Origin of the sequence: Arenibacter sp. P308M17 (genome assembly GCF_003426735.1) — a bacterium.
Taxonomy (GTDB): domain Bacteria; phylum Bacteroidota; class Bacteroidia; order Flavobacteriales; family Flavobacteriaceae; genus Arenibacter.
In genome coordinates this window covers 254,358-268,932 of record NZ_QVON01000002.1, presented here as the reverse complement: position 1 = coordinate 268,932, position 14,575 = coordinate 254,358, and the positions used below count along the sequence as shown (strand labels likewise).

The window sequence follows — 14,575 nt, the reverse complement described above, 5'->3', positions numbered from 1 at the left end:
GGGCTGGGGTGGGGCCTATTCCGTTCGTAAACTTTTTACCGGGTTTACGAGCGCTGCCTTGATACTTTGGTAACTTATCGTTAAAACGGCTACCATGATTGCCAAAAAAGCGGCCAGAGCAAAAATTTCGAAACCAATTTCAATACGGTACGAGAAATCTTCGAGCCATTTGTCCATTACATACCAACCAATGGGCAATGAGATTAGTATGGCAATCCCAACCATTTTTAAAAAGTCGGTAGTTAATCGATAGGTTATTTGGCCTACGCTGGCACCCAAAACTTTACGGACCCCAATCTCCTTAATGCGCCTTTCCGCGTTAAAGGTTGCTAGACCAAAAAGTCCCAGGCAGGCAATAAGAATGGACAGGATGGTAAAGACAACAAAAATTTGGCCCAGACGTCGTTCAGATTGATAGGTGCTATTAAACGCTTCGTCCATAAAATTATAGCTGAAAGGTTGTCCAGGGGCTACCTGCTTCCAGATATCTTCAATTTGTGCTATGGTCGCTCCAAAATTGCCAGCACTTAACTTTACGGCCATTCCATTGGCATAATTTCCCAAAGACATACTTAGGGCATCGATATCATCGCGGAGCGACCGGAAATGAAAATTTTTAACGATTCCGATAACCTTAGAAAATGAAGTATTGTCCTCCTCCATAACTTTAGTAATCCTCATTCCTAAGGCCTCTTCAGGCTTCACCCCAAAAAGTTTAAGTGCCGCTTCATTGATAATTATGGCCGTAGAATCCGTGCCAAAAGAGGAATCAAAATCGCGCCCGGCGATTATTTCCAATCCCATCACCGAAACGTAATCGTAATCTACTTCCCAATCCTGCATGCTTATGGAATGCTCACCGCCCAGGGCCCCTTCCCTATTAAAAGTTTCATCACTTCTATTGGAAGGCGTGGGGTAAAAGCTACTTAAACTGGCATTTTGCACCCCCCCTAATTGTTTCACTTGCTGTTTGAACGATTGTAGCTGTTCCCCCGCCGCATAAGCATCATTAATGAGCAATACCTGATCTTTTGCAAATCCCAGATCCTTGCTCTGAATAAATCTTAATTGCTGATAAACGACCAGGGTACTTATTATTAAAAAGACGGAGATGGCAAACTGGAAGACTACCAGGGCGTTACGCACCTTTGCCCCACCCACATTGTCTCCTCCACTACCTTTCAACACTTTGACGGGCACGAATTTGGACATAAAAAAGGCCGGGTAACTACCGGAGAGCAAACCCAGTAATACGGTTGCCAATAACACGCACCCCCAAAACAGAGGTTCGGCAAAGGGTATTCCAAGAGATTTATCCGACAATTGATTGAAAAAGGGCATTACACCCCAGGCAAGAAAGATGGCCAAGAACATTGACCCCAAAGTAATCAGCCCTGATTCGGTTAAAAATTGTACCCTAAGTGCCCCTTTGTTAGATCCCAAGGTTTTTCTGATACCTACTTCTTTTGTCCTTTTTAAGGAACCTGCCGTAGATAAGTTCATAAAATTCACACTGGCCAAAACGATAAGAAATAAGGCTATAAAAAATAATATGTATACGTTCTGGATGCTATTGTTCGGATTCATTTCTGCCGACCTGTTGGAGTGTAGTCGAATATCCTTTAATGCTATCGTGCTAAAATTCAAGTAACTGCCCGATGCTATCAGCTGTTCTTCGGTAATACCGGGAAAAACTTCTTGGATTCCCGGTATCACATACCTGCCGACAATGGCCTGCAAACGTGCTTGTATGTCGTTCGCTGCTGTACCGGGGGTTAGTTTTATATAGGTCTGATAATTGTTCCCGGCCCAATTCGTACCCCATGCATCGCCGTACCCTTTCATGGACATAAATACGCCATAATCCCTTAGAAATGAATTTTCCGGAAAATCCTCGATGACCCCGGTAACGGTATAGGTGTCGCCATTGTTTAATACAAGGGTCTGCCCTAAGGCGTGATCAAGATCAAAATGCTTTTTGGCAGCGGTTTTCGTCAATACCAAGGTATTTGGATTTTTTAATGCCGATGTCGGGTCCCCTGCCAACAGATCTATCCCGAACATGCTAAAAAAGGTATCGTCCACATAGGTGGCATGGGTTTCCTTTGCATTGAGGACCGACCCGGTTTTCTTGAGAAGCATACTTCCAACGGTACGAAATCTTGTTGTTAGTTCCACTTCTGGAATATCACTTTTAACGGCATCGGCCATAGGTGCCGTTACTACCGCAAAGTTTCGGATATTCCCTCCGAATTTCAGGTCCGCATTAACTCTATATATACGATCGGCATCAACAAACATTTTGTCATAGCTCAATTCATCATAGATGTACAATGAAACCAAAATTCCCCCGGCCATTCCTATGGCCAGCCCAAATATATTTAGGAAAGTAAAGAAGGGATGCTTTTTAAGGCTTCTCCACGCTATTTTAAGATTATTTTTAAACATGGTTTTCGTTTTTTGACCTCCCCCCTAGCCCTCCCGCCCAAAAGCGGGACAGGCACTCCCAAGGAGGGGGGGTGGATCCGGTTTTAATTCAACTTATATCTCCAATTCACCAACCCAACAACTCCCTCCCCTTGGGGGAGGGCCGGGGTGGGGACTATTCTATGTGCATTGCTTATTGTTCATTGTTCCAAAGCACCCCTTCCGTCTTCTCCTAGCGTCGAAGCCACCTTTTCCTCCCGCTGAAATTGCGGGACAGGCCTGAAAAGGGAAGGAGCTTGTTTTTTGACCTCCCCCTAACCCCCTCCCAAGGAGGGGGAATGGATCCGGTTTTAATTTAACTTATATCTCCAACTCACTAACCCAATAACTCCCTCTCCTTGGGGGAGGGCCGGGGTGGGGCCTATTCTATGTCCATTGTTTTATTGTTAATTGTTCACTGTATACTGCTCACTGCCCCTGCCAACTTTAAACTGTTCACTGTTTACTAACCATCGCCCTATTATGGCTTTCGGTGGCAATCTGACCATCGAACAGGTTCACAATGCGATGGGCATAGTGGGAATCCCGATCCGAGTGGGTTACCATCACTATGGTGGTGCCTTCCTGATTTAACTCCGTCAACAAATTCATCACTTCGATCCCATTTTTGGAATCGAGGTTTCCGGTAGGCTCATCCGCCAGAATCAGCTTTGGATTGGTAACTACCGCTCTTGAAATGGCAACGCGCTGTTGCTGGCCCCCGGAGAGCTGTTGCGGAAAATGCTTTTCGCGGTGCGCTATCTTCATCCGTTCCAATACCGCCATCACTTTTTGCTTACGCTCACTTTTGTTCATTTTGAGGTAGATCAATGGCAGTTCTACATTTTCATAGACGGTAAGTTCATCTATCAAATTAAAACTTTGAAAGACAAAGCCCAGGTTCCCTTTACGTAGCTGGGTACGCTGGTTTTCCTTTAAGTGCCCCACCTCATGGCCGGCAAATTGATAGCTTCCGGAGCTAGGGTTGTCCAGCATACCTATTATATTCAACAAGGTAGATTTGCCACAGCCCGAAGGGCCCATTATGGCTACGAATTCCCCTTCCTGTACCCTGAGGTTTACATTGTTCAAAGCCAAGGTCTCTACCTCTTCGGTCCTAAAGCTCTTTTTAAGGTTTTGTATTTGTATCATTCTAAAAGGTTTACTGGTTAATGTAAGGATGTTGTTACCACCCCATTTGTGACAGTTTTAAATTTATTCTTATGTCTCTACTCTTATTTCTTTCCTCTTATTTCTTTCCTCTTTTTTCCTTCCTAATATTAAAAGTCCCCTCTCCTTTGGGGTGGGGTCTCTTATTTCAGCACAATATTATCCGCATCCCCAAAACTATCATAGTTGGAGGTGATTACTTTTTCACCATTCTCCAAGCCTTCCAAAACCTCATAATATCTGGAGTTTTGTTTGCCTATTCTTATATTTCGCTTTAATGCCTGATTGCCATCCGGATTTACTACAAAGATCCATTGTCCGCCCGTACTTTGGAAAAAGCTTCCCTTGGGCAACAAAAGCGCATCATTGGATTCCCCCAACTGCAGTTTTATATTATAACTTTGACCGGCCCGAATATTCTGCGGCTTTTCACCCGTAAAAACCAGGTCTATCTTGAATTTGCCATTGCGTACCTCCGGATATACCTTTCTCAACCTCAATTTATGTTCTGTACCATTACGGTCAAAGGAAGCATTTAAATCCCGCTTCACCCGATCTATATAATGTTCGTCTATATCCGCCTCTATCTTATAGTCCGTGAGCACATTTACCTGCCCAATACGCTGGCCCTGACCAATGTTCTGCCCTATCTCGGCATCCAAAAATCCCAATTGTCCATCCGCCGGTGCCCTTACGTTCAGGTGATCCAAACGCTGATAGACCATACCCAGCGTTTTTTGCATTCGGCTTAGATCGGTCTCCAGTACAGGCAGGGAAGTCCTCCTGAGTTCGTCATCATTTTCTGTCTGTACTTTTACAATTTCGTATTGTTTTTTGGAAAGCTCATAATCTTCCTTTGAGGTGAGATACACTTCTTTGGAAATTAATTCCTCCTCAAACAAAGCTTGGTTTTGTTCAAAATTTCTTTCCATACGTTGTAATTCGGTCTTGGCAGTTGCCAGGGCTTTTCTGCCTTCAACCTGTCTGGAGTCGAAGGTGAGTTTGGTAGACCTAAGGTCGTTCTGCTTTAGGGCCAAATTACTTTCACTATTCAAAATTTGCTCATAAAGGCCAATATTATCCAACTTAAGGATAATGTCGCCCTTTTTTACCATGGCACCTTCCTCTATCAGTTTTTCGGTTACCCTCCCCCCTTCGTATGCATCCATATATATGGTAGCAATGGGTGCCACCGTACCATTGATGGTAATGTAATCGTCAAATTTTCCCTGGACGACCTCGGCAATGGACAATTTGTCTTTCTCCGTTCTAAACGTATTGCCTACACTGCCCGTTACCATTTTCCAGCCTACGAACAGTAGCAGGCCCCCAAGCGCAATGTAGCCATAGTGTTTTGGTCTAAGTCCTTTCTTCTTTTCTAATTGTATATCCATTTTAATTGATGCTATTAATGTTAAAAACTGGCAGGCCTTGGTAAAAGGACAATGTATTCCTGTTAATTTGAAGTAGCAGTTTTACCTGCAAATTTTTATTTTGTGCAGTGGCATACATCGATTTTGCAAGGCCCAATTCCATAAATGTAAACAATCCGTTCTCATATTTTTTTTGGGCCACTTCAAAGGCCTGCTCTTGGGCCATAATTTGTTTTTCGCTTAGGAGGTGTTCTACTTTTAAGGCTTCGTTTTCCTGAACCAGTTGTTGTATGGCCTTAAATATTTCCTGTTCCTGGATCTTTAAATTATTTTGCTCCCTATCCAGTGTTATTTTTTGCTGTTTAATGGCGGAGCGGGTAGACCAGGCATTAAAGATGGGAACATTAAGTGAAAAGCCTATATATCTGGAGGCATTGTCCGTTATTTGATTTTTGAACGGGATGGTCAGCCCCATGGTATCCCTGGTAGTTTCATAATACCCGGTACCATAGCCCGTGGCAAAGGATAGTGATGGATAAAGCCTGCCCCTTGTTACGGCCAGTTCCTTTTTGGCAGCCTCCGTCCTATACCTTTGTGCCTTTAATAAGGGTACAAAGTCCTTAGCCAAACCGTAAATACTATCCGTTACCATATCCGATTCTGCCGTAATATTGGGAAGGATAGGGTTTATTTCCAAAGTGTTGGTATTTTCCAAATTCATTTCTTGGATCAGGCCCAGTTTTGCCGCCTGTAACAGGTTTTCATTTTGGGTAAGGTCCAATTGATCGGTATAGAGTAGGGATTCTGCCTCATATAGATCGGCCCCTGCCTTTAATCCCAGCTCTATTTGTTTTTTGGCAAGCTTAAAATTGGCCTCGGAGATCGTCAATTGCTCCTGCGAAATGGCCAATAGCCCTTCATAAAATTGAATGTCATGATAGGCCTTCATTACCCTCAGGGCCAAAAGGAACCTTTGTTGCTGGGCCGTTTCCTTGCTTGCCCTGAACAAAAGCTTTCTAGCCTTAATGGTGTTGATTTTTTGAAAGCCCTGAAACAGATTAATGGAAGCGCCCATGGAATAGCCATTGGAAAAGAAATCGGTATTTATGATATCATTGGTATTGGGATCGGTAGATCGGCCATAGCGAATATTGTAATCCGCAGATGCGCTGACCCTAGGGAGTAGATCCCTAATGGACTGCTTGTAACTTTCCTTATCGGAATTTTCCAAATATTGATAATCGAGCAGCGTAAGATTATGTTCCAAAGCATAGGCAACACAATTGTCCAAGGTCCATTTCTCCTGGCCTGTTACATACATCGTAATCAGCAATAGTGAAAAAAATAATTTTCCTTTCTTAAAATTCATCATTCAAATCCAATTATAAATGGCACCAATATTACAATGTGCCAAGAACCCTGACCCAAGTTCATGCCACAAATGCAAAGTGTTGATTAAAAACAAGTTACAAACAGTATGAGCGTTAATATAAATTTTATTGTAAAATAGTTGTACAATTAATGTCCAAAATTTTGACACTTTGTATGATATGCAAATTCCATATTGTAGTTTTGGTTATGGAATTAGGCCAAAAATATACGTTTATCCACTTTTTGGAAGGCGGGACCTTAATTCCCATCTCGACTTAAAGAAGGGAAATGTAAAAATTGAAACCACTTAAAGTAGTTCTTATGATCCAAGGAAAAATTTTGGTAATAGACGATAACAAAAGTGTACTGACCGCTTTGGAAATACTCTTACAATTTGAATATTCCAGCGTATCCGTTATTTCCAACCCCAATCAAATATCCTCATTTCCGGATTTATCCCAAATTGATGTGGTATTGTTGGATATGAATTTTTCTGCCGGGGTAAATACAGGGAACGAAGGTTTGTACTGGTTGAAGGAAATTAAGAAAAAGGCGCCTCTTACCGCCGTTATAATGATGACGGCATATGGGGGCGTAGAATTGGCCGTACAGGCCCTAAAGGAAGGCGCATCCGATTTTATACTTAAACCCTGGAACAATGACAAGTTCTTGGCAACCGTAAAGGCGGCCTATTTGCTTCGCAAGTCCCAGAAAGAAATATCCCAATTAAAACAAAAGGAAAGTAATTTAAAGCAGTTGATCAACCAGGACAGTAACTATATTATTGGTAATTCGAAAGCTTTGACCTCTGTTTTAAATTTGACCAACAAAGTAGCCAAAACCGATGTGAATGTTTTGATAACAGGTGAAAACGGGACGGGCAAAGAGCTTATAGCCAAACAATTGCACAGAATGTCCCCAAGGCAGAATGAAGTCTTTATATCGGTAGATATGGGATCTATTTCAGAAAATTTATTTGAAAGTGAACTGTTCGGACATCTCAAAGGATCCTTTACGGATGCCAAGGAAGATAGAACCGGTAAGTTTGAAGCGGCCAATGGGGGTACCTTATTTTTGGATGAAATAGGCAACCTTTCCTTGCAAATGCAGGCCAAATTATTATCGGCCATTCAAAATAAAGTGATTGTCCGTGTGGGTTCCAACAAGGAGATTCCGGTAGACATTCGATTGATCTGTGCTACCAATGGCAATTTGGAGCAAATGGTGGCCGATGGCCTGTTTAGGGAGGATTTGTTGTATAGAATAAATACCATTCCCATAAAAGTACCGGCATTACGGGAAAGAGGCGATGATGTTCTGGTGCTGAGCGATTTTTATCTAAAAAAATTTAGAGCCAAATACGGCAAACATGGACTTCGAATCACCGATATTGCCGAAGAAAAATTAAAACAATACTCTTGGCCTGGAAATGTAAGGGAGCTACAGCACACTATGGAAAGGGCCGTAATATTATGCGAAGGCAACATTTTAAAGCCGACGGACTTCATTTTGAATGCCAAATCGTCCCCATCTTTGGAGGTGGGCCCAAAAACCTTGGATGAAATGGAGCATTTTATGATTATGAACGCCCTGCAGGACAATGATGGCAATTATAGTGCCGCTGCGGCCCAATTGGGAATTTCAAGGCAAACGCTCTACAATAAAATTAAAAGGCAGGAAAATAATGGTGAGTAAAAATTTCTATTTTCAGACTATTTTCCGAGTTGGCCTTATAACCACTGTGGCCTTGTTGACAGGATTTCTTCTTGTTCGGGAAAAGTACCTTTTTGCCGTTCTGACATTGGCCGTCCTGATACTGCAAACCTATTATTTGATACGATATGTCAATGAGACCAACAGAAAAATAGCCTATTTCTTTGATGCGATAAAAAATGAGGATTTCACGCTGCGATTCCCTGAAAAATTAAGCGTGAAGTCCCTTGAAGAGCTTAACCACAGTCTGAATATGCTGAATGAAATGATTCAGAGGATACATTTGAAAAATCAGACCCAGGAGCGATTTTACCAAGAGATCTTAAAACAGGCGGACATAGGTATTTTGGCCATTAACAACAAGGGACATATACTTTTTGCCAACCCCAGATTGGAGCAGATGCTGAATTATACGCCACTTAACCACATAAAGCAACTTTCGCAAGTGGATGAAAGTTTATACCACATATTTAGCGAATTAAAGCCTTTTGAGCGTAGAATGTTCCAATTGACCAACGAGCGCGAAAAAATTGATCTGGCTATAAAGTCTTCCTCCTTTAATTTGGACGGGCAAGAATTGTTATTGGTGGTTATCCAGGACATACATCAGGAATTGGACGAAAAGGAAACCGAATCCTGGACCAAATTGATCAGGGTCCTGACCCATGAGATTATGAATTCCATTACGCCCATAACTTCCATTTCCGATTCCATTTTAAAATATCACGAAAAAAGGGATCTGCCGACTGAGAATGGCACGGAATATCAAAAACGATTGGACAGCACTATAAAAGGATTGGAGGTCATAAGGGATCAAGGCACCAATTTAATGAGTTTCGTACAATCGTACCGAAGTTTTTTAAACGTTCCCGTACCGGACAAAAAAATTGTAAGGGTCCAAAATTTATTGGAAAAAGTGAAATTGTTGGTAGGGCAAGACCATGAATATTCCAATACCTCCATTGAACTACAAGTAAAGACCCCGGACCTGGAACTTTTCATTGATGAAAAACAAATTACCCAGGTATTGATCAATTTATGTAAAAATGCGCTACATTCGCTCGCCAATCAAGAAAATAGTTTTATTAAATTAATTGCCGGAACCAATGCGGAAGGGCAAAAATTTATAGAAGTGCAAGACAATGGACCGGGTATTTCCCCCGAATTGATCAACGAGATATTTGTTCCCTTTTTCACTACTAAAAATACAGGTACGGGGGTAGGCCTTAGTTTCTCGAAACAGATATTACGCTTGCATGGGGGGAGCCTAAAAGTAGTTTCAACGCCTGATATAGAAACTTCATTTTTGCTATTTTTTTAACCCATTAAATGGGTATAATTCCCCGATGACCTGCATCGAAATGGGTAAGATTTAGTTCGCTTTAATTTCTTACGGACCTGCCCGAGGTAGTTGATTGGCATAACCGTATTTTTTAAATTGTAGTAAGGGGTACGTTTAGATTAGATGTGAAACAGATATATACACATATGTAAGTCGCTCATTTTCAGCAATTATAATTTTGGTGTCACGGCAAGGGAAAAACTTTAACAGTTTTCAACCTAAAATAGTTTGATTTTAATAGAATAAAAAGTCAAATTCGGGGTTAAAGAATAATACCCAAATCCAATAGAATCTTAACCATATGAAAATAAAGAATGTTCTCTTGATAGAAAATGGTGTGCTCGATGCCCTTTTGATCAAAGAATCCCTTCAACAAAATGGCGAATTTTGTAATGTTCACTTAATGGAAGACGGTTTTGAAGCCGTACTTCATATTCAAAGCCTTTTTGAACATAAAAGTAAGGAGGTGCCCGATTTGATCATTGCCAACCAAGAGTTGGTAATGATCAACGGGGAAAATATACTTTCTAAAATGAAGGGCTTGAGTAATTTTTATATCCCGGTAATTATTATGACTTCCAGTGGACATAAAGCTCCTCCTCAATTTAACGGGCAAACCTGTTGCTTTATAAACAAACCTTTGGAAATCCAGGAGTTTATTGGCATTTTCAGGGACATTAAAGATAATTGGTTGACCGCTGTTCATTAGAACATTTTTGTTTAATGGAATTTACAAACTAATTTTTGTCAATAGATTAGAGCCCAATTGACACTCATTTAATTTTCTTGCGCACAGCTTTTTAGCTTCGGAAATTTCTACGGTTTTCGGAATTAAGCCCCAAAAACGGTATTGATACTTGTTTTTAATGTAGACTAGAAAATATATAATATGGATTAATGTATCATAATAGCGTTGAATTTCTTCCCTCCTACCCAAGCTTGGAACTTGGAGAAAATACTTCCATGGATATTTGCCATTTAGCTGCTGATATCATTGGATCTTCTACCGCCAAGGCAGCCATATTAAAATTACCAAGGGACCTGACGACTTTCTTAAATCCCCATTTCAAAGGTTCCAAAATAGAAAAGCTCATTTGGGAGCACATTCGCAACAAGTCGGGTAAATTACTTGTTCTGGAGGATGAATTTAAAAATCCGGATATATTGGCCGATATTGAAACAATATCCTCCTATTCCCCCCTATTTCTGATTGTTGCAGCCATCCATGATTCCGATGGGGGGATTTTGGGTTTCATGTGCATTTATGATACCCGACCAAATAAGATAACCAATAGTCAAGAGAGAAGTATAAAAATCCTGGCCAATCAGGCGGCATTATTGGGTTTACTTCATAACCCGCATGGTTTATCTGAAAATCAGGGGACTTTTGTAGACAACACAAGGCTTACCGCTGGTAACTTTTTGGAAACAAATGGCTCTTTGCTCTGGAAATTGAACGGAATTACAGGAAATTTTTGGTGCAACGAATTATTTCTTGGTATTTTGGGATATGGCCAGGACGAACTTCATCTTGATTCATTTGCCAATTGGCTGGATCTGGTCCATTATTTTGATCAGGATAAGGTAAATATCAAATTTCAAGCTTGGCTTGAAAATAACCTAAAGGACGAGGAGTTGGAATGTAGGCTGGTACACAAGTCCGGGGACATTGTTTTTGTTACCATTAGGGTTCTCAATACCAGCTATAAGAAAAACGGTTCAGTGTATCAAATTGAAGGGGATATCCAGAACATTACATCACAAAAAAAAGTATGGGAACAAATAGAATTGATACACCCAAAGTATACCTCCGTAATACAGGCGGGTTATGATTGGCTGTCCATAGTGGATTTGAAGGGTACTTATACCTATGTAAATCCTATATGGGAATCTGCTTTGGGATATTGCTCGGACGAGTTGATCGGGAAGAATATATTTAGTAATGTTCATGGTTCCGATAAGAAAAAGGTAAATTATTACTTTTCCAAGTTCGTCAAAAATGAGCCCTTTGTTTCCAAGCCATTTCGTTTTAAACATAAAAATGGCAGTTGGAAATGGTTGGAAATATTGATGGTGAATTTGAATGATGACCCAATGATCCAAGGTATTGTGATCAATGCTAGGGACATTACGGATAGGGTGATGACATATCAGGAAATAAAGGCTTCCGAGGAAAAGCACCGATTGCTTTTCACCAGTAGTCCCTATCCCAAATACATTCTGGAACTGGAAAGTTGCAAAATTGTAGATGTAAACGATGCCATGATAGCGTTTTATGGTTATTCCCGGGCCGAGTTACTTCAAATGAACGCAAAAGATTTAAGGCCCAAAGAAGAAATAGGGGCTTTGTTGAAGGGACTGGATGTATTACAACTTCAAACGGGATCCCTTATGGCCGGAATCTATATCCACAAAAAGCGGAATGGGGAATTGGTAAAAATGGAGATTGTTGGGCAACCTCTTAATATAGACGGACTAAGGTGTGTCCTAGCCACTTGTACCGATGTAACCGAGAGGGAAGAGTATTTTAGCAAACTAAAACATTCCGAAAATAAGCTTAAAAGTGCCACTACCATTGCAAAGCTGGGCTATTGGTCGATAGATTTAAAGGATATGTCCCTAAACTGCTCTGAAGAGGTCTATAGGATATGGGAAAGGGATCCCGATACATTTCAACTGAACTATGAGTCCTTCATGGATTCCATGCATCCAGATGATAGGGAACAATTTGAAAGGGAAAATGAACGGGCCATTTCCCAGAGCAGGAAATATGACCATGTATATAGAATTATTATACCTGACAATTCCATAAAGTGGGTCCGTCATTTGGGTCAACCAGAATTGATAATTAATGGGAGTCCATCCAAATTGGATGGTACCGTACAGGATATTACCCAACAAAAAACGGAAGATCATAGGCTAAAGTTGTTGGAATCAGTAGTAACCAATACCAGGGATGCGGTTTTGATCACAGAAGCGGAGCCAATTGATGAACCGGGCCCTAGAATATTGTACGTCAACGAAGCCTTTACAAAAATGACGGGATATACGGCCGAAGAGGTGATTGGTAGGACACCGAGAATGTTGCAGGGACCTAAATCGGATATAGCGGAATTAAAGAGGTTGAAGACAGCCATGAGTAGATGGGAGCCTTGCGAAATAACCATCATCAACTATAAAAAAAATGGAGAGGAGTTTTGGATCAATTTTTCAATAAGTCCGGTAGCGGACGAGAAAGGTTGGTTTACCCATTGGATATCCATAGAACGGGATGTTACAGTTGAAAAAAACCAAGAGTTGCTCAATACCCTAATGATCGATATAAGTCTAATTTTCGGTCACGAAAAGTATTTAAGGCAGTGCCTAAAAAGTGTTTTGGACCATTTCGTGGATATTGGAGGGTTCAAGCTTGCTGAAATATGGTTGCCCAGGTCCGAAAATATCGAATTAAAGTCCCCTGACGAATATAATATAGTGAGGATCGATACACAATTTCATGACCACTCTGAAGAGGAAGAATCATTGGGATACCTGGAAGAATTAGTGAATAGCATCCGGGAGAAGCAAAGTTTGGAAGTATGGGATATAGGGAAACTGAAGAATCCACAAAAAAAGGGGATATTGAAAACATTGGGAATGGAGTGTGTTATGGGTATTCCCTTGGTTCACAATAAAAAATTCATTGGTGTACTTCTTTTGGGTGCCGAACACGGAATAAATTCACAATTGTACCGCAGTGAACCGTTTAAGGAAGTGGCCGGCCATTTAGCGGCCGAAATTAAACGAAAGCATATAGAAACCGAACTTGAGCATGTTTTTAATTTTGCACCGGACATTCTTTGTAAAGCGGGTAAGGACGGATTCTTTAAAAAAATAAATCCGGCGGCATCCAAACTTTTGGGATATTCAGAAGAGGAATTATTATCAAGGAAAATAATAGAATTTGTACATCCGGAAGATCGGGAAAGAACGCGAAACAAACAATTATTTTTATACACTGGCAAATCATACAAGCATTTTGAGAACCGCTACCTTAGTAAAAATGGGGAAACTATATGGCTTAGTTGGACAGCGAGATCCAACGAGGAAGAAGATGCTATTTTTGCCGTAGCAAAAGATGTAACGGAGAATAGGGAACTGAAAGGCATTTTGAACGAGGTAACCGATCTGGCCCTAATAGGTACTTGGGAATTGAGTTTTAATCGCTCTACCATATATTGGTCTCCCATGGTAAAGAAAATACATGAGGTGGATAGGAACTACGCCCCTACCATAGAAAGTGTTCTTGGTTTTTGTAAGGATGGGCCAACTAGGGAAAGGATTTTGCAGGAAATCAATAATGCGATTCATAAGGGGAAGCCTTGGGATTTGGAACTTCCAATTATAACGGCCAAGGGGAATGAGCGTTGGGTGAGAATGATAGGAAAACCGGAATTTGCCTTTGATAAATGCTTTAGGATAATAGGAAGTATCCAGGATATAAACGACCTGAAAACGGCCGAACTAAAAATGCTACAGGCCAACAATGATAAAAATGATATCCTGGAAAGCATTGGGGATGCGTTTATTTCGTTGGATCATGAGTGGACCATTACCTATTGGAACGAAAAGGCAAAAGAGTTATTGGGAGTTGATAAGGAAAATACCGTTGGAAAGAATTTTTGGGATTTTAAATGGGATAATATAAATGCAAAGGATTACCTGAAATACTACCGAAGAATTAAGGCAGGAAATATGGTAAATTTAGAGGAATACATTCCAACATTGAATAAATGGCTGGAGGTTAGTGCCTACCCCTCGGAACGAACTATATCGCTTTATATAAAGGATATTACGGAAAAAAGACAGATCCAAAGCGCTGTTGAAAAGCAAAATGAAAAATTGAGGGAAATAGCCTGGACACAATCCCATCTTGTAAGGGCCCCTTTGGCCCGACTCATGGGTATTATAGATTTGTTTAATGAAGACCTGGTAGATGATAGCGAAAAAAAGCAAATGCTGGACCATATTTATTCTTCGGCCATAGAACTGGATACCATTATTAAGGAAATTGTATCCAAATCACAATCGGTAATTTCGAATAAATGATCTATAAGGTCCTTTAATTACACAATCCCCGAATTAAAAAAGGACGGCCCAA

Annotated in this window: 8 protein-coding genes; 4 read left to right on the top strand and 4 right to left on the bottom strand. The window is 40.8% G+C overall.

The window, feature by feature from the left end; translation table 11 throughout:
* Window positions 1–15: 15 nt before the first annotated feature.
* The 4 genes from D0S24_RS05090 to D0S24_RS05075 all read right to left on the bottom strand — a co-directional run bounded on the left by D0S24_RS05090 (window position 16) and on the right by D0S24_RS05075 (window position 6,381).
* On the bottom strand, window positions 16–2,448 hold the full coding sequence (locus D0S24_RS05090) for an ABC transporter permease (RefSeq protein ID WP_117018782.1): 2,433 nt from the start codon (window positions 2,446–2,448) through the stop codon (window positions 16–18).
* Window positions 2,449–2,922: 474 nt separating this feature from the next.
* Complete coding sequence (locus D0S24_RS05085) at window positions 2,923–3,618, bottom strand: ABC transporter ATP-binding protein (RefSeq protein ID WP_117018781.1); 696 nt, start codon at window positions 3,616–3,618, stop codon at window positions 2,923–2,925.
* Between the two features lie 161 nt (window positions 3,619–3,779).
* Entirely contained in the window at window positions 3,780–5,030 is a 1,251-nt protein-coding gene (locus D0S24_RS05080) for an efflux RND transporter periplasmic adaptor subunit (RefSeq protein WP_117018780.1), read from the bottom strand.
* 1 nt (window position 5,031) lies between these two features.
* Complete coding sequence (locus D0S24_RS05075) at window positions 5,032–6,381, bottom strand: TolC family protein (RefSeq protein WP_251795718.1); 1,350 nt, start codon at window positions 6,379–6,381, stop codon at window positions 5,032–5,034.
* A 320-nt stretch (window positions 6,382–6,701) separates the two neighbouring features.
* Between D0S24_RS05075 and D0S24_RS05070 the strand changes: the two genes are divergently transcribed.
* From D0S24_RS05070 to D0S24_RS05055, 4 genes are all read left to right on the top strand, one after another.
* Entirely contained in the window at window positions 6,702–8,075 is a 1,374-nt protein-coding gene (locus tag D0S24_RS05070) for a sigma-54 dependent transcriptional regulator (protein WP_117018778.1), read from the top strand.
* The gene (locus D0S24_RS05065) at window positions 8,065–9,414 is read left to right on the top strand and encodes a PAS domain-containing sensor histidine kinase (RefSeq protein ID WP_117018777.1); all 1,350 of its coding nucleotides are present in this window, start codon (window positions 8,065–8,067) and stop codon (window positions 9,412–9,414) included. The genes D0S24_RS05070 and D0S24_RS05065 overlap by 11 nt, the downstream gene beginning before the upstream one ends.
* Before the next feature lie 322 nt (window positions 9,415–9,736).
* Window positions 9,737–10,144, top strand: a complete 408-nt coding sequence (locus D0S24_RS05060) for a response regulator (RefSeq protein WP_117018776.1) — start codon at window positions 9,737–9,739, stop codon at window positions 10,142–10,144.
* A 188-nt stretch (window positions 10,145–10,332) separates the two neighbouring features.
* Window positions 10,333–14,523 carry a PAS domain S-box protein gene (locus D0S24_RS05055; RefSeq protein ID WP_117018775.1) on the top strand — a complete coding sequence of 1,397 codons (4,191 nt, stop codon included), beginning with the start codon at window positions 10,333–10,335 and terminating at the stop codon, window positions 14,521–14,523.
* The last annotated feature ends 52 nt before the right edge of the window (window positions 14,524–14,575 follow it).